Genomic DNA, 20,558 nt, shown 5'->3' on the forward strand with positions numbered 1-20,558 from the left:
GTGGCGCTTAAGGCGCCGTGCGGTTGCCGGACAGCGACAGCGTGTGGCTGAACGCCAGGGTCTGGGCATCACCGACCGCCTGGGCCGGCAAGGCTGCCCCGCCCGGCTGCGGCGCCGGCTTGGCCGCATTGGCCGCTTTGGCCGACTTCACGGCAGCCTTGCCGGTGTTGGCGGCGATCACGCGCTGCACATCTTTGTCGGCCGCATCGTCCTGCGCGCCATAGGTCTGGGTGTGCGCCAGGGCGGCATCGCGCGGTGCGTCGGCCAAGGTCTTGCCGTCCTTGTTGCTCACGTCGACCTCGGCTTCCATGGAGAGACCCACGCGCAGCGGGTTCTCGGCCAGCTGTTTGGCGTCCAGCGCGATGCGCACGGGCACGCGCTGCACCACCTTGATCCAGTTGCCGGTGGCGTTCTGCGCGGGCAGCAACGCGAAAGCCGCGCCGGTGCCCACGCCCAGGCCCGCGACGGAGCCCTTGTATTCGACCTTTTTGCCGTACAGATCGGCGACCAGCGTCACGGGCTGGCCGATGCGGATATTGCGCAGTTGCACTTCCTTGAAGTTGGCATCGACCCAGACCTGCTTGAGCGGGATGATGGACATCATGGGCGTGCCGGCGGCCACGCGCTGGCCCAGTTGCACCGTGCGCTTGGCGACATAGCCGTCGACCGGCGCGAGCAGGCCGGCGCGCTGCGTGGCCAGGTAGGCTTCGCGCACCTTGGCGGCGGCCACCTGCACGCTGGGGTGCTGCTCGATGCTGGTGCCCTCGGTCAGGGCCTGGTTGCTGGCGAGCTGCTCGCGCGCGGCGGTCACGCCGGCCTGCGCGGCGGCCAGCGCGCTCTTGGCGCTGGCCAGCTGCGTCTGGGCATGGTTGAGTTCTTCCTTGGAAACCGCGCCGTTGCCGGTGAGCGACTGGCGGCGGTTCAGGTCGTCATTGGCGCGCGCGATGTCGCTTTGCGCCTTGACCACATCGGCGTCGCGCAAAGCGATCTGCGCGGCCAGCGTGCCGTTGTTGGCGTAGAGCGTGCGCACCTGGCGCACGGCCTGGGCCAGCGCGGCTTCGGCCTGCTCGAGCGCGACCTTGGCGTCGGCCGGGTCCAGTTGCACCAGCGCCTGGCCGGCTTTCACAAAGTCGGTGTCGTCGGCCATGATGGCCATGACGGTGCCGCCGATCTGCGGCGTGATCTGGATCACATTGCCCTGCACATAGGCGTTGTCGGTGGACTCATAGTGGCTGGCCACCAGGTATTCATAGGCGGCCCAGCCCAGGCCGGCGACCACCACGACGGCGGCCAGCGCGGTCAGCGCCTTTTTGCGCTTGGGGTTGCCCGCGGGTGCCTGCACCGGTGCGGCGACGGGCGTGGATGTTGGAGAAGCTGCGGAATTGGAAGATTCAGGAGTGCTCATGGTGTTTGGGTCTGCTGGTTATCTGTTGGTGTTTGTATCTGGGGGTCGTCTGCGGCTGGCTCAGAAGGCTGCGGCGCTGGCATGGCGGCCTGCGGTCATGGCGGGGCCAGGGGTGTAGCCGCCGCCCAGTGCGCGTATCAGCGCCACCTGCGTGTCCAGCGCACGGGCCGACAGGTCGACCGCGAGCCGGCGCTGGGCCAGCACGCTGGTTTCAGCGGTGAGCACATTGAGGTAGTTGCCCAGGCCGGCCTTGTAGCGCTGCACGGCGATTTCATAAGCGCTTTCGGCGGCGTCCTGGGCGGCGCGCTGCTCGGTTTGCTGGCGAACAATGGCTTGCGAGGACGCGACCTGGTCGGCGACGTCGCGCACCGCGTCGATCACGGCGGCGTTGTAGCTCTCGACCGCGGCGTCAAGGTCGGCGGTCTTGCCGCGCAGGTTGGCGCGCAACCGGCCCGCGTCAAATATCGGCAGGCGCAGCGCCGGGCCCACGCCCCACTGCCGGCTGCCCGAGTCGAGCAAATTGCCCAGGCCTATGCTGGAGAAGCCGGCAAAGGCGACGAGGTTGATGTTGGGATAGAACTGGGTCTTGGCATTGGCCACATCCTTGGACGAGGCCTCGACGCGCCAGCGCGCGGCGGCGATGTCGGCGCGGCGGCCCAGCAGGTCGGCCGGGATGGTGGCGGACACCGCGACGTTTTTGATCGCGGCTTGCGCGGGTGGTTGCAGCGCGGCGGCACCGTCGGGCTGGCCCACCAGTGCGCCCAGCGCATTGCGCGTGAGCGCCATCTGCTCGAGCAGGGTTTCGAGCTGCAGGCGCGCTTCGGGCAGGCCGCCCTCGCTCTGGCGCAGTTCGAGGCGGGTGTCCAGGCCGGCGTCCACGCGGTCGCGCACCAGCTTCAGGGTCTCTTCGCGCTGCGCGAGCGTGCGACGCGCCACGTTGGCCTGTTCATTGAGGCGCACCAGCTGGAAGTAGCTGCGCGCGACATTGCTGGCCAGCAGCAGGCGCGCAGCCTGGGCGTCGGCCTCGGCGGCATTGGCGCTGCCCAGCGCGGCGTCGAGCGCCGCGCGGTTCTTGCCGAAGAAATCAAGCTCCCAGCTGGCGTTGAGCTGGGCCGTGCCGCTTTCGCGGATGGAGCCGGCCAGCGGCGGCGGCACCGCGCCGTTGGCGGTGTAGCGCTGGCGGGTCAGGTCCAGCTGGCCGGTGAGCTGCGGCAAGGTGGCGGCGTCGGCCACCTCGATCACGGCCTGCGCGCGCGCCAGACGCGCCTGCGCCAGCTTGAGGCTGGGGCTGGTTTGCAGGGCTTGCGCGACCAGGGTGTTGAGCTGCTCGTCGCCGAAATCGCGCCACCATTCAGCGGCCAGCGGCGCCTGCGCCGCGGCTTGCGCGCCGGAATCCGGGTTGGCCTTCAGGCCCAGCGAGGGCGCGTCGCGCAGGCTGGCTTGCGGCGCGATGCCGGACATGTCGGCACAGCCGGCAAGGCCGGTCGCCATCAGGCCCACGGCCACCACGCTGGCGGCAGCCACCAGGGCCATGCGAAAGGATGCCTGCCAGACCGGCAGCTTGGGGCCCGCATCGGGCGTCATACCGGGGGCGGCCCGGGGAAAGTCACAGGTGTTATTTGTCATCTTGTTCATTCGCTGCTTGGAGGGTGTGCGCGGTTTCAAGGATGCGGCGCAGATAGGCTTTGAGGTTTTGCCACTCCTCGACCGAGAAGCCGGCCAGGTGGGCGTTCTGCACACGGCTGAGCACGGCGGGGATTTCCTTGGCGGCTTCGCGGCCTTCGGGCGTGAGCTCGATGTTCACCACGCGCCTGTCGTCGCTGGAGCGGATGCGGCGGCAAAAGCCCTTGGCTTCGAGCCGGTCCAACAGGCGGGTCATGGAGCCGGCGTCGAGCTGGCATTGGCGCGCCAGTTCGGCCACGGTGGAGGCTTTGCCCAGATAGAGCTTGAGCATGGGCACCCATTGCGCGTTGGTCAGGCCCTGGGGCTCGAGTTCGCGCGCGACCTGCTGGGAGACGCTGTTGATGATCTGGCGCATCAAATAACCGGTGCTTTGGCCGGCGTCGTAGTCGCTCGCGCAGTAAAACTCGGCCGGCAGGCCGCAAAGCGCGGGGCCGGGAGCTTCCGGGCGGGGGGATTTGGCATTCATGGGGTCGAATAATACATGCCTAGACAAATAATGTCAAGGCTGTGTTTGTTTTGGCAATTTTCTGACCTATTTATGACTAAACTCCCTGGATGGCGACACTTCCCCCCTCCTCCGGCCCCAAGGGCTCACCACGTTCCCTCTCCGGCCTGCTGCCTTTTCTGCGTCCCTACCGAGGCCGCATCCTGCTGGCCGCGGTCTTCCTGGTGCTGGCAGCGGTAGCGACCCTGGTGTTCCCGCTGGCCTTGCGCGGCCTGATCGACGGCGGCTTCAGCGCGGCCGGCAAAGGCGAGCAACTAATGGCCTTGCGCACGCATTTCTTCGAGCTGTTTGCCGTGGCCGCCGCGCTGGGGCTTTTTTCGGCCGGCCGTTTTTACATGGTGAGCTGGCTGGGCGAGCGCGTGACGGCCGATTTGCGCAATGCGGTCTATGCCCATGTATTACGGCAAAGCCCGGAATTTTTTGAGACCACGCAGACCGGCGAGGTGCTGTCGCGCCTGACCGGCGATACCACGCTGGTGCAGACCGTCGTGGGCTCCTCGCTGAGCATGGGCCTGCGCAATGCCGTGATGGGCGTGGGCGCGCTGGGCATGCTGGTCTATACCAACCCCTATTTAATGGTGCAGGTGCTGGGCGTGCTGGTGCTGATCGTCGCGCCCTCGGTGTGGTTCGGCCGGCGCGTGCGCAAGCTCTCGCGCGCCAGCCAGGACCGCGTGGCCGACTCCAGCGCAATCGCCGCCGAGGTGCTCAATGCGATTCCGGTGGTGCAAAGCTACACGGCCGAAGCGCGTGAAGCCGGGCGTTTCGACCAGTCGACCACCCGGGCCTTCAACACCGCCGTGCGCCGCGCCGGGGCGCGTTCGGTGCTGGTGGCCTTCATCATCATCGCGACCTCGGCGGCGCTGCTGTGGGGCCTGTACCAGGGCACGCAGGCCGTGATGCGCGGCGACATCACGGCGGGCCACCTGGGCCAGACCGTGGTCTACGTGATCATCCTGGCCAGCGCTTCGGCGGTGCTGGGCGAGGTCTACGGCGACCTGCTGCGCGCGGCGGGCGCGACGGAGCGGCTGATGGAGCTGCTGGCCTCGCGCTCGCCCGTCAGCTCACCGGCCCAGCCTGTACCGGCCCGGCTGACGCAGGCGGGCAGCGCGGTCCGCTTTGAGGCGGTGAACTTTCACTACCCTTCGCGCCCGGCGCAAGCCGCGCTCAGCGATTTCAGCCTCAGCGTGGCGCCCGGTGAGACCGTGGCCATCGTCGGGCCCAGCGGCGCGGGCAAGAGCACGGTGTTCCAGTTGCTGCTGCGTTTTTACGACCCGGCTTCGGGCCGCATAGAACTCGACGGCGTGCGCACCGACGCCATGGCGCTGGAGGACCTGCGCCAGCGCATAGGCATGGTGCCGCAGGACGCGGTGATCTTCTCCACCAGCGCACTGGAAAACATCCGCTACGGCAAGCCCGGGGCCAGCGACGAGGAAACCTGCGCCGCCGCGAAAGCCGCCTTCGCGCACGAGTTCATCACGGCCCTGCCCGAGGGCTACGACACCTTTCTGGGCGAGCGCGGCGTACGCCTGTCGGGCGGGCAGCGCCAGCGCATCGCGATCGCACGCGCCATGCTGAAGAACTCGCCGCTGCTGCTGCTCGACGAAGCCACCAGCGCGCTGGACGCCGAAAGCGAACGCATGGTGCAGGCGGCGCTGGAGTCGGCCATGAAGGGCCGCACCACGCTGGTGATCGCCCACCGCCTGGCCACGGTGCAGCAGGCCGACCGCATCCTGGTGCTGGACCACGGCCGGCTGGTGGAACAAGGCACCCACACCGAACTGGTGGCCCGTGGCGGCGTCTATGCGCGGCTGGCCGCCCTTCAGTTCACTGTATGAGGCCCGTCGAAACGGCCGCCCCGAGCCGGTTGCCGAATTCAAGTCCGGCGTTATGCATTATTCGCATAGATTGTGGTGCACAATGCCTTGGACTATTCGGGAGCGGGCTTTTAAGCTCCGTGCACTGAGTTTCACCAAGACATCCCACAAGGAGTTTTCATGTCGCACGCCTCATCCGGCCCCGTCTCCGCGGGCGCCCACCCCCTGCCCTCCTACCTCCAGGCCGACAACCTCGGCCCCTGGGGCAACTACCTGCAGCAGGTCGACCGGGTCATCCCCCACCTGGGCAGCCTTGCGCGCTGGGCCGAGACGCTCAAGCGCCCCAAGCGCGTGCTGATCGTCGACGTGCCCATCCACATGGACGACGGCACCGTGGCCCACTTCGAGGGCTACCGCGTGCAGCACAACGTCTCGCGCGGCCCCGGCAAGGGCGGCGTGCGTTTCCACCAGGACGTCACGCTGTCGGAAGTGATGGCCCTGTCGGCCTGGATGTCCGTCAAGAACGCGGCGGTCAACGTGCCTTACGGCGGCGCCAAGGGCGGCATACGCGTGGACCCCAAGAAGCTTTCCCGCGGCGAACTCGAGCGCATGACGCGCCGCTACACCAGCGAGATCGGCATCATCATCGGCCCCAACAAGGACATCCCGGCGCCCGACGTCAACACCAACGACCAGATCATGGCGTGGATGATGGACACCTACTCGATGAACACCGGCTCCACCTCCACCGGCGTGGTCACCGGCAAGCCGGTGGACCTGGGCGGCTCACTGGGCCGGCGTGAGGCCACGGGCCGCGGCGTCTACACCGTGGGCGTGGAAGCGGCCAAGCACATAGGCCTGGACATCGCGACCTCGCGCATCGCGGTGCAGGGTTTCGGCAATGTGGGCGGCGTGGCGGGCAAGCTGTTTGCCGAAACCGGCGCGCGCGTGGTGGCGGTGCAGGACCACGGCGGCACGATTTACCGCGAAGCCGGCCTGGACGTGCCGGCCCTGCTCAGGCATGTGGAAGCCAACGGCAGCGTCGCCGGTTTCGCTGAAGCCGAAGTCATCGCCAACGACAAGTTCTGGGACGTGGACTGCGACATCCTGATCCCCGCCGCGCTCGAGCAACAGATCACCGAAGCCAACGCCGGCCGCATCAAGGCGCGCATGATCATCGAAGGCGCGAACGGCCCGACCACGCCGGCCGCCGACGACATCCTGCACGACCGCAACATCCTGGTGCTGCCGGACGTGATCGCCAACGCCGGCGGCGTGACGGTCAGCTACTTTGAATGGGTGCAGGATTTCTCCAGCTTCTTCTGGGACGAGGAAGAAATCAACAAGCGCCTGGTCAAGATCATGAAGGACGCCTTCGCCGGCGTCTGGCATGTGGCCCAGGACCAGAAGGTCAGCCTGCGCACCGCAACCTTCATCGTGGCCTGCAAACGCATACTGCACACGCGCGAGCTGCGCGGCCTCTATCCCTGATGGAGCATGCGCCCGACGGCCCCGGCGACGGGCGGCCCGCGATGGCCGCTTTTCGCCGGCCCGCGGCCGCCTTGTTTCTGGGTGCCCTGGTGGCGGTCCTTGCGGCGCTGCTGGGGCCTTTGCTCGACGGCCCGGCCGTGGCGCGCTGGAGCGTGCAAAGTTATGAAGACGAAAACCTGCGGGCCGCCTTCGCGCTGATCGCCATCCGCCACCTGCCGATGTTCCTGCTCGCGGTGGCGGCCGGCAATGTGGCGTTCAGGCTGCTCAAAAACACCTCGCTCACCCTGGTGGTGATCAGCAGCCTGCCGTGGCTGCTCTACGTCGCCGTGACCGGCACCCTGGACTCCATGGCCGTCGGCGAAAGCCCGTTCAGCTGGGTGAGTTATGAGCCGGCCTATTTCATCTGGCCGCATTTTGTCGCCATCCCCCTGGGGCTTTATGCGGCGAGCCGCATGGTGCGGCGGCGGCAGATGGCAGTGCCCGGCGGCTGAGCGGCCAGGCTACTGCAGCGTTTCCTTGACCGCCGCCGGCAGCGGCAAGGGCATGACTTCAATGCCCTCTTCCAGCAGCTCGACGGCTTCGCGCACGCTGGTCTGGCCGCGTATGCTGCGCGCTTCCTGCTCACCGTAGTGCATGCGGCGCGCCTCGTCGGCAAAACGCGTTCCCACATCCTCGGTATTGGCCAGCACGTGGCGCAGGGCCTGCAGAAATGCGGCCTGCTGCGCCTGGCTGGCGCCGGCCGGCATGCCCGCGACGGCGGCCATGCTGCGCCCCGCAACGCCCTCCTGCGCATTCACGGCGGTGGAAGGCGATGGGGACTGTTTTGCCGACGCGTCCGGGTCCTGGCGACCGCCCAGGTTCAGGCGTGGCGCGCTTGGGAGTTTTTGCACGCTTTTGTCGGCGCACAGCGGGCATTCGACCAGGCCGCGCGACAGCTGGCTCTGGAAATCGTCTTCGGACGCAAACCAGCCTTCAAACGCATGCTGGTGCGAACACTGGAGATTCAGGACCTTCATGGGCGGATTATCACCGGGGAGTCAGGCAATGGCGGGCTGCCAGTCCAAAGCCCATGCGCCCGACAGCACGTTTTGCACCCACAGCGCGCCCGTCAGTGTTTTGGCGTCGGTCACCTGCCCGTTCGCGCACCATGCCAGCAACTCGGCGGACGTGGCGGTAAAGACATCGAGGAATTCACCGGCGTCGAGCTTGCGCGGGCCCTGCGCCAGCCCGCGCGCGAACCAGATGTCGATGAACTCGGTTGAATAGGAGATCACCGGGTGTAGCACACCGGCGCGCGCCCACTCGCGCGCTGTGTAGCCGGTTTCCTCGAGCAGCTCGCGTTGCGCGCAGGCCAGAGAGGCCTCGCCCGGATCCAGCTTGCCCGCGGGGAACTCGACCATGACGGCCTGCACCGGGTAGCGGTATTGACGCTCCAGCACCAGGCGGCCGTCGTCGCATTGGGCCACGATCATCACGGCGCCGGGGTGGATGATGTATTCGCGCGTCGCCTGCGTGCCGTCCGGCAGGCTGACGGTGTCGCGCATGGCGTGGAGGAAATGACCCTTGAGGATTTCCGTGGAAGCCAGCCGGGTCTCCACAAGATGCGCATCGGCCGGCTTGCCGGCTTCAAGGTCGCCCGGTAGCGCGGCTTTTTTCATGGCCGGTGCTTGAACAGGTAGCGCCAGGTGAAACCGGGAAAGGCGAAGGTGATGAAGAGCGCGCCGGTGATGGCGTAAAACTCCCAGCCCTGCGGCGCAATCTGGCCGCCGCGCTGCTCGAGGTAGAGGCCCAAGCCGCCTATGAGGAAATACCAGACGACCATTTCACCCAGCCGGACGGCGAGGTTTTTGGGCTGCTTGAGGGCGTAGACCGCGAACAGGCGGTTGCTGACAAAAGGCAGGTTGGCCGCCAGCAGGGCCAGCAACACCACCAGCCAGACCGAAGCCGTTTGTGTCATGAACCCAGGGACTTGACGATGCTGCTGATCGACTGGGAGCACAGCGTCATCAGGCCGCCGGGCAGCATGCCCAGGATCAGGATCATCGCGCCGTTGATCGCGAGCACCACCTTGGCGTCCGTCGGCCCGGAAACCGGCTGGGCGTTGTGGGCCAGCGGCGCGTCAAAGTACATGACCTTGACCACGCGCAGGTAATAGAAGGAGCCGACCAGCGACATGACCACGGCAAACACGGCCAATGCGATATAGCTGGCCTGTTGCGACGAAACCAGCGCCTGCAGGACGGACAGCTTGGCATAAAAACCCACCAGCGGCGGCAGGCCGGCCAGCGAGAACATGCAGATGGCCATCACGCCCGCGTACAGGGGGCTGCGCTGGTTCAGGCCGGCCAGGTCGACGATGTCCTCGGACTCGTGGCCGGCGCGCGCCAGCAGCATGATGATGCCGAAGGCGCCCAGGGTGGTGAGCACATAGGTCAGGGCATAGAACATCGCCGCGCTGTAGGCGGACTCGGTGTTGAGCTGGTTGCCGTTGACCACGCCGGCCAGCAGGCCGAGCAGCAGGAAACCCATCTGGGAGATGGTCGAGAAGGCCAGCATGCGCTTGAGGTTGGACTGGGCGATGGCGGCCAGGTTGCCGACCAGCAGCGAGCCTATCGCCATCAGGGCCAGCATCTGCTGCCAGTCGATCGCCAGCGGCAGCAGGCCCTCGACCAGCAGGCGTATGCAGATCGCGAAGGCCGCGAGCTGGGGCGCGCCGCCTATCAGCAGCGTCACCGCCGTGGGCGCGCCCTGGTAAACGTCGGGCAGCCACATGTGGAAGGGCACGGCACCGAGCTTGAAGGCCAGGCCGGCCACGATGAAGACCAGGCCGAAAATCAGCACCTGGTGGCGGACCTGGCGGCTGGCGATGGCGTTGAACACGTCGTTGAGATCGAGCGAGCCGGTCGCGCCGTAGAGCATGGACAGGCCGTACAGCAGGAAGCCCGAGGCCAGCGCACCCAGCACAAAATACTTCATGGCCGCTTCGGTGGCGATGGCGTTGTCGCGGCGCAGGGCCACCAGCGCGTAGCTGGACAGCGTCAGCAACTCCAGGCCCATGTAGATCACCAGGAAGTTGTGGCCCGAGATCATCACGAACATGCCCACCAGCGCAAACAGGCTCAGCGTGAAGAATTCGCCGCCGCGCAGCATCTCGCGGTCCGCGGCATAAGGCCGGCCGTACACCAGCGTGATCATCAGGGTGATGCAGGCAAAGCATTTGAGCCAGCTGCCCATGGGGTCGACGACCACCATGTTGCCGAAACCGTAGAAAGTCTGCCCGCCCACCGCGTAGGCGGCTTCCATGGCGGCCACCACGGCCAGCGTCAGCAGGGTGAGCACATAGGTGAGCGTGCGCTGCGGCGTCTTGACGCCCAGGTCCACCAGCGCGATCACGCAGGCCATGGTCAGGAGTATGAGTTCGGGATAAACCGCGATCCAGGAGAGTTTGTCTATCATCTGAATTCTTTGTAGTTGCTCGGTCGGCTTCAGTTCAGCTTGGAGACTGCGACATGCTTGAGCAGGTCGGCGACCGACGTGTTCATCACGTCCGTGAAAGGCTTGGGATAAATGCCCATGTACAGCACGGCAATGGCCAGCATGGCCAGCATCAGGAACTCGCGGCTGTTGATGTCGGTGAGCGCCTTGACGTCTTCATTGGCCACGGGGCCCAGGTAAACGCGCTTGTACATCCACAAGGTATAGGCCGCGCCGAAAATCAGCGCGGTCGCCGCCGCGCCGCCTATCCAGAAGTTGGTCTTCACGGCGCCCAGGATCACCATCCACTCGCCGACAAAACCCGCCGTGGCCGGCAGGCCGCAGTTGGCCATGGCGAACAGCAAGGCAAAAGCCGCGAACTTGGGCATGGTGTTCACCACGCCGCCGTAGCTGGCAATTTCACGCGAATGGACGCGGTCGTACAGCACGCCTATGCACAGGAACATGGCGCCCGAGACAAAACCGTGGGCAATCATCTGCACCAAGCCGCCGGAAACACCGAGGTCATTGAAGATGAAAAAGCCCAGCGTGACAAAACCCATGTGGGCCACCGACGAGTAGGCCACCAGTTTTTTCATGTCCTGCTGCACCAGGGCCACCAGGCCGACGTAGACGACGGCGATCAGCGACAGCGCGATCATCAGCCAGGCCCATTCGTGCGAAGCGTCCGGGGCGATGGGCATGGAAAAACGCAGGAAACCGTAGGCGCCCAGCTTCAGCATGATGGCCGCCAGCACGGCGGAACCGCCGGTGGGCGCCTCGACGTGCACGTCAGGCAGCCAGGTGTGGACCGGCCACATCGGCACCTTGACGGCAAAGGCGGCGAAGAAGGCAAAGAACAGCAGCGTCTGTATGGTGCCGCCCAGCGGCAGCTTGTGCCAGGTCAGGATGTCGAAGCTGCCGCCCGACTTGTTGTACAGGTAGATCAGCGCCACCAGCATCAGCAGCGAGCCGAGCAAGGTGTAGAGGAAGAACTTGAAGGCCGCGTAAATCTTGTTGGGGCCGCCCCAGATGCCAATGATCAGGTACATCGGGATCAGCGTGGCCTCGAAGAACACGTAGAACAGGATGCCGTCCAGCGCCGAGAACACGCCGATCATGAGCCCGCTCAGGATCAGGAAAGAAGCCATGTACTGGTTCACGCGCGTGGTGATGGCTTCCCAGCTGGCGATGACGACCACCACATTGATGAAGGCCGTGAGCAGCACGAACCACAGCGAGATGCCGTCGACACCCACGTGGTAATTGACGTTGAAGCGCTGGATCCAACTGCCCTTCTCCACGAATTGCATGGCCGAGGTGCCCAGTTCGAAGCCGCCGTACAAAGGCAGCGTGACCAGGAAACTGACGACCGCGCCTATCAGCGCGACCCAGCGAACGCTGCGCGCCTGCTCGTCACGCCCCAGCGCCAGCAGAACCACACCAAAAACAATCGGTGTCCAGATCGCAAGACTCAACAAACCCATTCTTGTTCTTCCTTGATTTTGTTGAACTGATCAGCGATTGAGCCAGACGAAATACGTCATCAACACAAACACGCCAACAATCATGCCGAAGGCATAGTGGTAGATGTAACCGGACTGCAGCCGGCGCACCACGCCGGAGACCCAGCCGACCAGTTTCCAGGAGCCGTTGACCAGCGCGCCGTCGATCAGCTTCTGGTCGCCGCCCTTCCAGAGCGCGGTGCCGAGCATGCGCGTGCCGCGGGCCAGCACGTTTTCATTGAACCAGTCGAAGTAATACTTGTTGTCGAGCAACGTGAACACGGGCATGAACATGCGCTTGATCGCGGCCGGCAGGGCCGGGTTGACCATGTACATATACCAGGCCAGCACCGAGCCCGACAGGGCCAGCCAGAACGGCGCGGCGGTGAGGCCGTGCAAGGCCATCTGGGCCGGGCCGTGGAACAGCTGCTTGAGCTCTTCCATGGCGGGGTGTTTCTCGAGGTTCACGAAGATGGCGTCCTTGAAGAACCCGCCGTACAGCATGGGCTCGATCGTCATGAAGCCGATGACCACCGACGGAATCGCCAGCAGGATCAGCGGCACCGTCACCACCCAGGGGGACTCGTGCGGCGCATGGTGCTCGCCATGGTGGCCGTGGTCGTCGTGGCCGTGGTGGTGGGCGTCGGGGTTCTGGTCGAAGCGCTCCTTGCCGTGGAACACCAGGAAATACAGGCGGAAGGAATAAAAGGCCGTCACGAAGACGCCTGCCAGCACCGCAAAATATGCAAAACCGGCACCCGCCAGGTGGCTCTCATGCACGGCTTCGATGATGCTGTCCTTGGAGTAGAAACCCGCGAACAAAGGCGTGCCTATCAGGGCCAGCGTGCCCAGCAGCGAGGTGATCCAGGTGATGGGCATGTACTTGCGCACGCCGCCCATCCAGCGGATGTCCTGGTTGTGGTGCATGCCGATGATGACCGAGCCTGCCGCCAGGAACAGCAGTGCCTTGAAGAAGGCATGGGTCATCAGGTGGAACACCGCGACGGAATAGGCCGAAGCGCCCAGCGCCACCGTCATGTAACCCAGCTGCGACAGCGTGGAATACGCGACCACGCGTTTGATGTCATTCTGGATGATGCCGAGAAAGCCCATGAACAGGGCCGTGATGGCGCCTATCACCATGACGAAGCTCAGCGCGGTGTCGCTGAGCTCAAACAGCGGCGACATGCGCGCCACCATGAAGATACCGGCGGTCACCATGGTGGCCGCGTGGATCAGCGCGGAGATGGGGGTCGGGCCTTCCATGGAGTCGGGTAGCCAGACGTGCAGCGGGAATTGCGCCGACTTGCCCATGGCGCCGATGAAAAGGCAGATGCAGACCACGGTCACCAGCATCCAGCCGGTTCCGGGGAATGTCAGTTTGGAGAGTTCATCGGCCTTGGCAAAGGCCTCGGCGTAGTTCAGCGTGCCGGCATAGGCGGCGATCAGGCCGATGCCGAGGATGAAGCCGAAGTCGCCCACGCGGTTGACCAGGAAGGCCTTCATGTTGGCGAAGATGGCGGTCGGCTTGTTGAACCAGAAACCGATCAGCAAATAGGACACCAGGCCCACGGCTTCCCAGCCGAAGAACAGCTGCAGCATGTTGTTGCTCATGACGAGCATCAGCATGGAGAAAGTGAACAGCGAGATGTAAGCGAAGAAGCGGTTGTAGCCCTCGTCTTCCTCCATATAGCCTATGGTGTAGATGTGCACCATCAGGGACACAAAGGTCACCACGCACATCATCATGGCCGTGAGGCCGTCGACCAGGAAGCCGATTTCCATTTTCAGGCCGCCGACGTTCATCCAGGTGTAGAGCGTTTCGTTGAAACGCGCGCCGTCGACGGCCACGCTCTTGAGCGTCATGGCCGAAATGATGAAGGCCACCAGCACGCCGAGAATCGTCAGGCTGTGCGACAGGCGCCGGCCTATCCAGTTGCCGCCGAAGGAAGTGCCGAGGATACCGGCCGCCAGGGCGCCGGCCAGCGGCGCCAGCGGGACGGCCAGCAGGGCCGATGCGGAGAGGGTTTGGCTCATCTTGTTTTTAGCCTTGGAGCGTGTTGAGTTCGTCGACGTTGATGCTGGACTTATTGCGGAACAGCAGCACCAGGATGGCCAGGCCTATGGCCGATTCGGCCGCGGCGACGGTCAGGATGAAGAACACAAAAACCTGGCCGGCCATGTCGTTCAGGTAGTACGAGAAGGCCACAAAATTCATGTTGACGGCCAGCAGCATGAGCTCGATGGCCATGAGCAGCACGATGAGGTTTTTGCGATTCAGGAAGATGCCGATGACCGACAGCGCGAACAGCATCGCGCCCAGCGAAAGAAAATGTCCCAGGGTGAGCGTCATGCCTTCTTCTCCTCGGCGGGTACAGCTGCCACAACCGGCGGTGCGGCGACGACGACGGATTTCATCTTGACCAGGCTCACGCGGTCCGAGCGCTTGACCCGGATCTGCTCCGACGGGTTCTGGTATTTGGAGTCCTTGCGCGCGCGCAGGGTCAGCGCGATGGCGGCAATGATGGCCACCAGCAGGATCACCGCGGCGACTTCCAGCGGATACAGGTATTCGGAGTACAGCAGCTTGCCGAGCTCCTTGGTGTTGGAAAGCTGCGCGCCTATCTGGCCCGCGCCGGCCGCGACCTTGGGTGGCTCACGAAAGCCGCCCATCAGCACGTAAGACATTTCCAGCGCGATAATGGCGCCGACGGAGCCGGCCAGCGGGAAATGCTTCCAGAAGCCCTTGCGGACACTGTCGATGTTGATGTCCAGCATCATCACGACGAACAGGAAGAGCACCATCACGGCGCCCACGTAGACCAGCACCAGCGTGATGGCCAGGAACTCGGCCTTGAGCAGAATCCAGACGGCGGACGCCTGGAAGAATGCCAGCACGAGGTACAGCGCCGCATGCACCGGGTTGCGCGCGGTAATCACCTTGAATGCCGCAAACAGCAGCACCGCGGCGAAAACATAAAAAAGACCTGTTTTAGCGTCCATGTTGTTGTGGATTCTTTCTTGAGCCAGCGGCCTGGGGTTCAGCGGTACTTGGCATCCGCCGCGCGGTTGGCGGCGATTTCGGACTCATAACGGTCGCCCACGGCCAGCAGCATCTCTTTGGTGAAATACAGGTCGCCGCGTTTTTCGCCGTGGTATTCAAAGATGTGGGTCTCGACGATGGAGTCGACCGGGCAGCTTTCTTCGCAGAAACCGCAGAAGATGCATTTGGTCAGGTCGATGTCGTAGCGCGAGGTGCGGCGGCTGCCGTCTTCACGCACATCGGATTCGATAGTGATGGCCATGGCCGGGCAAACCGCTTCGCAGAGCTTGCAGGCGATGCAGCGCTCTTCGCCGTTGTCATAGCGGCGCAGGGCGTGCAAGCCGCGAAAACGCGGGCTCAGCGGGGTTTTTTCCTCGGGGAACTGGACCGTGATCTTGCGGCTGAACATGTACTTGCCGGTCAGGGCCATGCCCTTGAACAGCTCGGTGAGCATGAAGCTCGAAACAAAATCCTTGACGGAAGCAACTGCGGAAGACATGGTTCTATTTCCAGATGTTGTAGGGGGTCTGCATCCAGGCACCGACCACCACCAGCCAGACAAGGGTGACAGGGATAAAAATCTTCCAACCCAGGCGCATGATCTGGTCATAACGGAAACGCGGGAAGGTGGCGCGCACCCACAGGAACATGGTGACCACGACAAAGGTCTTGGCGCCCAGCCAGATCCAGCCCGGGATGAAGCTCAGCGCTTCAACGGGTGGCAACCAGCCGCCCAGGAACATCAGCACGGCCAGGATGGCGACCAGCCACATGTTGGCGTATTCAGCCAGGAAGAACATCGCGAAGGCCATGCCCGAGTATTCGACCATGTGGCCTGCCACGATTTCGGATTCGCCTTCAACGACGTCAAAGGGGTGGCGGTTGGTCTCGGCCAGGCCGGAGATGAAGTACACGACAAAGATCGGCAACAGCGGCAGCCAGTTCCAGGACAGGAAGGTCCAGCCGCTGCTGGCCAGCATGCCCTTGCCCTGGCTCATCACGATGTCGGTCATGTTGAGGCTGCCCGACACCATGAGCACCACCACCAGGCAAAAACCCATGGCGATTTCATAACTCACCATTTGCGCCGAGGCACGCATGGCGCCCAGGAAGGCGTATTTGGAGTTGGAGGCCCAACCCGCGATGATCACGCCATACACCTCCAGCGAGGTGATGGCCATGAGGAACAGCAGGCCCGCGTTGATGTTGGCCAGCGCGATCTCGGGGCCAAAGGGAATGACGGCCCAGGCGGCCAGAGCCGGCATGATGGTCATGATGGGACCGAGCACGAACAGGCCCTTGCTGGCCGCCGTGGGGATAATGATTTCCTTGGTCAGCAGCTTGAGCGCATCGGCGATCGGCTGCAGCAGGCCGAAAGGCCCGACACGGTTGGGGCCCAGGCGGATCTGGGTAAAGCCGATGGCCTTGCGTTCCCACAGCGTGAGGTAGGCCACACAACCCATCAGCGGCGCCAGCACGCAGACGATCTTGATGAGCGTCCACAGCACGGGCCACACGGTGCCCGGCCAGATGCCGCCCATCAAACCCTGGCCGAAGGCGAAGATTCCGTCAATCATGCGCCTGCTCCTTCAAGCTGGGCTTGCAGGCCGGCGGCCTGGCGGGCATCGGCCGTGAGCTGCAGCGAGGTCGCGCGCCTGACCAGTCCGTCGAGCTGGTAAATGCTGGCCACGGCAGGCGCCTGGGCGGCAACTGCCGACAGGTCGATACCTGCCTGGGTGCCGTTGCCCAGCTTGTCCGCGGGCAGCTGCGCCGCATCGGCACCAGCGACCTGCTTGAGCACGTCCTGCGAGGATTCAAAATCAAAGCCGGGCAAGCCCAGCAGGTTGGCAAGCACGCGCAACACCTTCCAGGCCGGGCGCGTATCGCCCAGCGGCTTGACGACGGCGTGAAAGCCCTGCACGCGGCCTTCGGCGTTCACAAAGGTGCCGGAGGTTTCGGTGAAGGGAGCGATGGGCAGCAGCACGTCGCTGAAAGCCATGTTGGCCTTGAAGGGGCTCAGCGTCACGACCATTTGCGCGGTATTGAGCGAGGACTTGGCCCTGGCGCCCGCAGCCGAATCAAACTCGGGTTCGTTGTTGAGCAGGATCACGGCCTTGAGCTGGCCGTCCAGCATCTGGCCGGCATTGAGGCCCTTGCCGGCTGGCAAGGCGCCGGCCAGCTGTGCGCCCACGGTGTTGGCCGCTTCGGTGAGGTAGCCCACGCTGGCGCCGGTCTGCGCGCCAATCCAGTTGGCCAGCGCCAGCAGGCTGGAGGCCTTGGCGTGGTGAGCCGCGGCATTGCCCAGCAAAATGGCTTTGCGCTCGCCGCCCAGCAGGGACTTGGCGATGGCCTTGGCCGCATCGGTGGCCTGGCCGGCTGCCGGGGCCGTGACGCCCTTGTCGGCGGCAACTGCGGCGGCCACATCGGCCAGGGCCTGGGCCCAGGCTTCAGGCGCTGCGAGCAGCGTGTTGGCGACGGGCATGGCCCAGGCATCGGCGTTTGCCAGTTCGGTGGCGGAATTGATGGTGCTCAGCGCCCCGCCCCTGCGCACGGCCTGGCGTATGCGTTGTGCGAACAGCGGATGGTCCTTGCGCAGGTTGGAACCCACCACGAGCACACGCTGCAGCTGCGACAGCGAAGCGATAGACGTGCCCAGCCAGCGTATGGCCGAAGGCGCGGCGAACTCGGCATTGCGCAGGCGGTAGTCGATGTTCTCGCTGCCCAGGCCGCGCATCAGCGAGGCGGCCAGGTAGAGTTCTTCGAGCGTGCTGTGCGGGCTGGCCAGGGTGCCGATGCTGGCGGCGCCGTGGTCGGCCTTGATCTGCTTGAGGCCGTTGGCCACGTATTCGAGCGCGGTCTGCCAGTCGACAGTTTTCCATTCACCGCCCTGCTTGAGCATGGGGCTGGTCAGGCGTTCGTCGCCGTTGAGGGCTTCATACGAAAAACGGTCGCGGTCGGCGATCCAGCATTCGTTGATGTCTTCGTTCTCCAGGGGCACGACGCGCATGACCTTGTTGCTCTTGACCTGGACGATCAGGTTGGCGCCGGTCGAATCGTGCGGGCTGACCGACTTGCGGCGCGACAGCTCCCAGGTGCGGGCGCTGTAGCGGAAAGGCTTGCTGGTCAGCGCGCCGACCGGACAGATATCGATCATGTTGCCGGACAGTTCGGAGTCCACCGACATGCCGACGAAGGTTTCGATCTCGGCGTGCTCGCCGCGGTGCGACATGCCGAGCTCCATCACGCCGGCCACTTCCTGGCCGAAACGCACGCAGCGCGTGCAATGGATGCAGCGGCTCATCTCCTGCATGGAGATCAGCGGGCCGACGTCCTTGTGGAAGACCACGCGCTTTTCTTCCTCGTAGCGCGATTCACTGCCGCCGTAGCCGACGGCCAGGTCCTGCAGCTGGCACTCGCCGCCCTGGTCGCAGATCGGGCAGTCCAGCGGGTGGTTGATCAGCAGGAACTCCATCACGCCCTTCTGGGCCTTGATGGCTTTGTCGTTCTTGGTGCGCACGATCATGCCCTGGGTGACGGGCGTGGCGCAGGCCGGCATGGGCTTGGGCGCTTTTTCCACATCGACCAGGCACATGCGGCAGTTGGCGGCAATGCTGAGCTTCTTGTGATAGCAGAAATGCGGAATATAGGTGCCGGCTTTTTCGGCCGCATGCATCACCGTGCTGCCTTCAAGCACTTCCACCTTCTGGCCGTCGAGTTCTATTTCAACCATATTTTTTTCTTTCCGCGGTTCAGGCTTGCGCGGCAGCCGAAACCGGAGCGTGGGAGACTTGTGGCTTGATCATGGCTTCAAACTCATGGCGGAAATGCTTGATCATGGCGCGCACCGGCATGGCCGCGGCATCGCCCAGCGCGCAGATGGTGCGGCCCTGGATGTTGTCGGCCACCGAGTTGAGCAGGTCCATGTCGGTCTGTTTGCCGTGGCCGTTGTGGATGCGGTCCACGACGCGCCATAGCCAGCCCGTGCCTTCGCGGCAAGGCGTGCACTGGCCGCAGGATTCATGCATGTAGAAGTAGGACAGGCGCTTGAGCGACTCGACCATGCAGCGGCTGTCGTCCATGACGATCACCGCGCCCGAGCCCAGCATGGAGCCGGCCTTGGCGATGGAGTCGTAGTCCATGGTGCATTCCATCATGATGGAAGCCGGCAGCACGGGGGCCGACGACCCGCCGGGGATCACGGCCTTGAGCGTGCGGCCCTTGCGCACGCCACCGGCGAGCTCCAGCAGCTTGGAAAACGGCGTGCCCATGGGCACTTCATAATTGCCCGGCAGTTCGACGTCGCCCGAGACCGAGTAGATCTTGGTGCCGCCGTTGTTGGGCTTGCCGCATTCGAGGTAGGCTTGGCCGCCGTTGCGGATGATCCAGGGCACGGCCGCGAAGGTCTCGGTGTTGTTGATGGTGGTGGGCTTGCCGTAGAGGCCGAAGCTGGCCGGAAACGGCGGCTTGAAGCGCGGCTGGCCTTTTTTGCCTTCGAGCGACTCGAGCAGCGCGGTTTCCTCGCCGCAGATATAGGCGCCAAAGCCGTGCGAGGCATGCAGCTGGAAACTGAAGCCGCTGCCGAAGATGTTGTCGCCCAGCAGGCCGGCGGCACGCGCCTCTTCGAGCGCTTCTTCAAAGCGCTGGTAGGTCGCGAAAATTTCGCCGTGGATGTAGTTGTAGCCCACGCTGATGCCCATGGCATAGGCGGCGATCGCCATGCCTTCGATCACGCTGTGCGGGTTGTACTGCATGATGTCGCGGTCTTTGCAGGTGCCCGGCTCGCCCTCGTCCGAGTTGCAGACCAGGTATTTCTGGCCCGGGAACTGGCGCGGCATGAAGCTCCACTTGAGCCCGGTCGGGAAACCCGCGCCGCCGCGGCCGCGCAGGCTGCCGGCCTTGACTTCGGCAATGACCTGGTCGGGCGTCATGCCCTCGCCGCCGTCCTGCTTGAGGATCTTGCGCAGGGCCTGGTAGCCGCCGCGGGCTTCGTAGTCCTTCAGGCGCCAGTTGCTGCCGTTGAGGTCGGCCAGGATTTGCGGGTTGATGTGCCGGCCGTGGAAGCAGGTCTGCACGCCGGTGGCCGCGAACTGGGACAGCACGCTTTGCGCGGCTGCGCTGTTGGGAGACAGGGGTGCGAGCGTCATGGTTGCTTTGCCTCGGCGGATTTGAGACCTTCGATGAGCTGGTCCAGCTTCTCGTTGCTCATGAAGCTGCACATGGTGAGGTCGTTGACCAGCATCACCGGCGAATCCGCGCAGGCGCCCAGGCATTCGGATTGCTGCAGCGTGAACAGGCCGTCGGCACTGGTCTCGCCCACGGCGATGCCCAGCTTGTGCTCCAGGTGCTTGAGCGCCTTGGCGCCGTCACGCAACTGGCACGGCAGGTTGGTGCAGACGTTGAGCTTGTACTTGCCAACGGGACGCTGGTTGTACATGTTGTAGAAGGTGGTGACTTCGTGCACGGCGATGGGCGCCATGCCGAGGTATTCGGCCACGGCTTTTTCGCTCTCGGCGCTCACGTAGCCGTGCTCTTCCTGCAAGATGGTCAGGCAGGCCATGACGGCCGACTGTTTCTGGTCCGCGGGGTATTTGGCGACTTCGCGGTCGAAGCGCGCTCTGGTTTGTTCAGAAATCATGGG

19 protein-coding genes are annotated in these 20,558 nt (G+C 64.6%); 3 read left to right on the forward strand and 16 right to left on the reverse strand.

The features are described from left to right. Positions 1-7: 7 nt before the first annotated feature. The 3 genes from AC1DUN_RS08300 to AC1DUN_RS08310 form a co-directional block, all read right to left on the reverse strand. Positions 8-1,405, reverse strand: a complete 1,398-nt coding sequence (locus tag AC1DUN_RS08300; protein WP_477713551.1) for an EmrA/EmrK family multidrug efflux transporter periplasmic adaptor subunit — start codon at positions 1,403-1,405, stop codon at positions 8-10. Between the two features lie 60 nt (positions 1,406-1,465). Continuing rightward, positions 1,466-2,938, reverse strand: a complete 1,473-nt coding sequence (locus tag AC1DUN_RS08305; RefSeq protein WP_477713724.1) for an efflux transporter outer membrane subunit — start codon at positions 2,936-2,938, stop codon at positions 1,466-1,468. Between the two features lie 82 nt (positions 2,939-3,020). After that, positions 3,021-3,554 carry a MarR family winged helix-turn-helix transcriptional regulator gene (locus tag AC1DUN_RS08310; RefSeq protein WP_477713552.1) on the reverse strand — a complete coding sequence of 178 codons (534 nt, stop codon included), beginning with the start codon at positions 3,552-3,554 and terminating at the stop codon, positions 3,021-3,023. An 89-nt stretch (positions 3,555-3,643) separates the two neighbouring features. Here AC1DUN_RS08310 and AC1DUN_RS08315 point away from each other — a divergent pair, with 89 nt between their 5' ends. The 3 genes from AC1DUN_RS08315 to AC1DUN_RS08325 all read left to right on the forward strand — a co-directional run bounded on the left by AC1DUN_RS08315 (position 3,644) and on the right by AC1DUN_RS08325 (position 7,389). Further along, complete coding sequence (locus AC1DUN_RS08315; RefSeq protein ID WP_477713553.1) at positions 3,644-5,428, forward strand: ABC transporter transmembrane domain-containing protein; 1,785 nt, start codon at positions 3,644-3,646, stop codon at positions 5,426-5,428. Between the two features lie 159 nt (positions 5,429-5,587). Next, entirely contained in the window at positions 5,588-6,898 is a 1,311-nt protein-coding gene (locus AC1DUN_RS08320) for a Glu/Leu/Phe/Val family dehydrogenase (RefSeq protein WP_413329367.1), read from the forward strand. Continuing rightward, entirely contained in the window at positions 6,898-7,389 is a 492-nt protein-coding gene (locus AC1DUN_RS08325) for a hypothetical protein (protein WP_477713554.1), read from the forward strand. The genes AC1DUN_RS08320 and AC1DUN_RS08325 overlap by 1 nt, the downstream gene beginning before the upstream one ends. 9 nt (positions 7,390-7,398) lie before the next feature. Here the strand turns inward: AC1DUN_RS08325 and AC1DUN_RS08330 are convergent, their stop codons facing one another. Genes AC1DUN_RS08330 through nuoE form a run of 13 tightly spaced genes read right to left on the reverse strand, consistent with a single transcriptional unit; the run spans position 7,399 to position 20,555 of the window. After that, positions 7,399-7,914: a DUF1178 family protein gene (locus AC1DUN_RS08330; RefSeq protein WP_477713555.1), complete on the reverse strand. Its 516-nt coding sequence runs from the start codon at positions 7,912-7,914 to the stop codon at positions 7,399-7,401. 21 nt (positions 7,915-7,935) lie between these two features. Beyond that, a complete protein-coding gene (locus tag AC1DUN_RS08335; protein ID WP_477713556.1) occupies positions 7,936-8,556 on the reverse strand; it encodes an NUDIX domain-containing protein in 621 nt (206 codons plus the stop codon). Then, positions 8,553-8,855, reverse strand: coding sequence for a DUF2818 family protein (locus AC1DUN_RS08340; RefSeq protein ID WP_477713557.1), 303 nt, complete (start codon positions 8,853-8,855; stop codon positions 8,553-8,555). Before AC1DUN_RS08340 ends, AC1DUN_RS08335 begins: the two co-directional genes overlap by 4 nt. Continuing rightward, entirely contained in the window at positions 8,852-10,354 is a 1,503-nt protein-coding gene (gene nuoN, locus AC1DUN_RS08345; protein WP_477713558.1) for an NADH-quinone oxidoreductase subunit NuoN, read from the reverse strand. Before nuoN ends, AC1DUN_RS08340 begins: the two co-directional genes overlap by 4 nt. 29 nt (positions 10,355-10,383) lie before the next feature. Continuing rightward, complete coding sequence (locus AC1DUN_RS08350; RefSeq protein WP_477713559.1) at positions 10,384-11,859, reverse strand: NADH-quinone oxidoreductase subunit M; 1,476 nt, start codon at positions 11,857-11,859, stop codon at positions 10,384-10,386. Between the two features lie 30 nt (positions 11,860-11,889). Then, positions 11,890-13,914 (reverse strand): NADH-quinone oxidoreductase subunit L, encoded by a 2,025-nt coding sequence (nuoL, locus tag AC1DUN_RS08355; RefSeq protein ID WP_477713560.1) that lies wholly within the window; start codon positions 13,912-13,914, stop codon positions 11,890-11,892. Positions 13,915-13,921: 7 nt separating this feature from the next. Continuing rightward, positions 13,922-14,230, reverse strand: coding sequence for an NADH-quinone oxidoreductase subunit NuoK (gene nuoK / locus AC1DUN_RS08360; RefSeq protein WP_007864437.1), 309 nt, complete (start codon positions 14,228-14,230; stop codon positions 13,922-13,924). Further along, a complete protein-coding gene (locus AC1DUN_RS08365; RefSeq protein WP_477713561.1) occupies positions 14,227-14,880 on the reverse strand; it encodes an NADH-quinone oxidoreductase subunit J in 654 nt (217 codons plus the stop codon). The genes nuoK and AC1DUN_RS08365 overlap by 4 nt, the downstream gene beginning before the upstream one ends. 38 nt (positions 14,881-14,918) lie before the next feature. Beyond that, a complete protein-coding gene (nuoI, locus tag AC1DUN_RS08370; RefSeq protein ID WP_007864440.1) occupies positions 14,919-15,419 on the reverse strand; it encodes an NADH-quinone oxidoreductase subunit NuoI in 501 nt (166 codons plus the stop codon). Between the two features lie 4 nt (positions 15,420-15,423). Next, the gene (gene nuoH / locus AC1DUN_RS08375) at positions 15,424-16,497 is read right to left on the reverse strand and encodes an NADH-quinone oxidoreductase subunit NuoH (RefSeq protein WP_477713562.1); all 1,074 of its coding nucleotides are present in this window, start codon (positions 16,495-16,497) and stop codon (positions 15,424-15,426) included. Next, positions 16,494-18,650: an NADH-quinone oxidoreductase subunit NuoG gene (gene nuoG / locus AC1DUN_RS08380; protein WP_477713563.1), complete on the reverse strand. Its 2,157-nt coding sequence runs from the start codon at positions 18,648-18,650 to the stop codon at positions 16,494-16,496. The genes nuoH and nuoG overlap by 4 nt, the downstream gene beginning before the upstream one ends. A 19-nt stretch (positions 18,651-18,669) precedes the next feature. Further along, entirely contained in the window at positions 18,670-20,064 is a 1,395-nt protein-coding gene (nuoF, locus tag AC1DUN_RS08385) for an NADH-quinone oxidoreductase subunit NuoF (protein WP_413329378.1), read from the reverse strand. Continuing rightward, positions 20,061-20,555 (reverse strand): NADH-quinone oxidoreductase subunit NuoE, encoded by a 495-nt coding sequence (nuoE, locus tag AC1DUN_RS08390; RefSeq protein ID WP_477713564.1) that lies wholly within the window; start codon positions 20,553-20,555, stop codon positions 20,061-20,063. The genes nuoF and nuoE overlap by 4 nt, the downstream gene beginning before the upstream one ends. Positions 20,556-20,558: the final 3 nt, after the last annotated feature.

This window comes from Polaromonas sp. P4_F6, assembly GCF_056401275.1.

Coding starts and splice junctions, on each gene's coding strand:
- AC1DUN_RS08365 (WP_477713561.1), bottom strand. CDS start 14,880: ATGGACGCTAAAACAGGTCTTTTTTATGTTTTCGCCGCGGTGCTGCTG.
- AC1DUN_RS08305 (WP_477713724.1), bottom strand. CDS start 2,938: ATGGCCCTGGTGGCTGCCGCCAGCGTGGTGGCCGTGGGCCTGATGGCG.
- nuoG (WP_477713563.1), bottom strand. CDS start 18,650: ATGGTTGAAATAGAACTCGACGGCCAGAAGGTGGAAGTGCTTGAAGGC.
- AC1DUN_RS08300 (WP_477713551.1), bottom strand. CDS start 1,405: ATGAGCACTCCTGAATCTTCCAATTCCGCAGCTTCTCCAACATCCACG.
- nuoF (WP_413329378.1), bottom strand. CDS start 20,064: ATGACGCTCGCACCCCTGTCTCCCAACAGCGCAGCCGCGCAAAGCGTG.
- nuoN (WP_477713558.1), bottom strand. CDS start 10,354: ATGATAGACAAACTCTCCTGGATCGCGGTTTATCCCGAACTCATACTC.
- nuoK (WP_007864437.1), bottom strand. CDS start 14,230: ATGACGCTCACCCTGGGACATTTTCTTTCGCTGGGCGCGATGCTGTTC.
- AC1DUN_RS08330 (WP_477713555.1), bottom strand. CDS start 7,914: ATGAAGGTCCTGAATCTCCAGTGTTCGCACCAGCATGCGTTTGAAGGC.
- nuoL (WP_477713560.1), bottom strand. CDS start 13,914: ATGAGCCAAACCCTCTCCGCATCGGCCCTGCTGGCCGTCCCGCTGGCG.
- AC1DUN_RS08320 (WP_413329367.1), top strand. CDS start 5,588: ATGTCGCACGCCTCATCCGGCCCCGTCTCCGCGGGCGCCCACCCCCTG.
- AC1DUN_RS08335 (WP_477713556.1), bottom strand. CDS start 8,556: ATGAAAAAAGCCGCGCTACCGGGCGACCTTGAAGCCGGCAAGCCGGCC.
- AC1DUN_RS08340 (WP_477713557.1), bottom strand. CDS start 8,855: ATGACACAAACGGCTTCGGTCTGGCTGGTGGTGTTGCTGGCCCTGCTG.
- AC1DUN_RS08315 (WP_477713553.1), top strand. CDS start 3,644: ATGGCGACACTTCCCCCCTCCTCCGGCCCCAAGGGCTCACCACGTTCC.
- AC1DUN_RS08310 (WP_477713552.1), bottom strand. CDS start 3,554: ATGAATGCCAAATCCCCCCGCCCGGAAGCTCCCGGCCCCGCGCTTTGC.
- nuoH (WP_477713562.1), bottom strand. CDS start 16,497: ATGATTGACGGAATCTTCGCCTTCGGCCAGGGTTTGATGGGCGGCATC.
- AC1DUN_RS08325 (WP_477713554.1), top strand. CDS start 6,898: ATGGAGCATGCGCCCGACGGCCCCGGCGACGGGCGGCCCGCGATGGCC.
- nuoI (WP_007864440.1), bottom strand. CDS start 15,419: ATGTCTTCCGCAGTTGCTTCCGTCAAGGATTTTGTTTCGAGCTTCATG.
- nuoE (WP_477713564.1), bottom strand. CDS start 20,555: ATGATTTCTGAACAAACCAGAGCGCGCTTCGACCGCGAAGTCGCCAAA.
- AC1DUN_RS08350 (WP_477713559.1), bottom strand. CDS start 11,859: ATGGGTTTGTTGAGTCTTGCGATCTGGACACCGATTGTTTTTGGTGTG.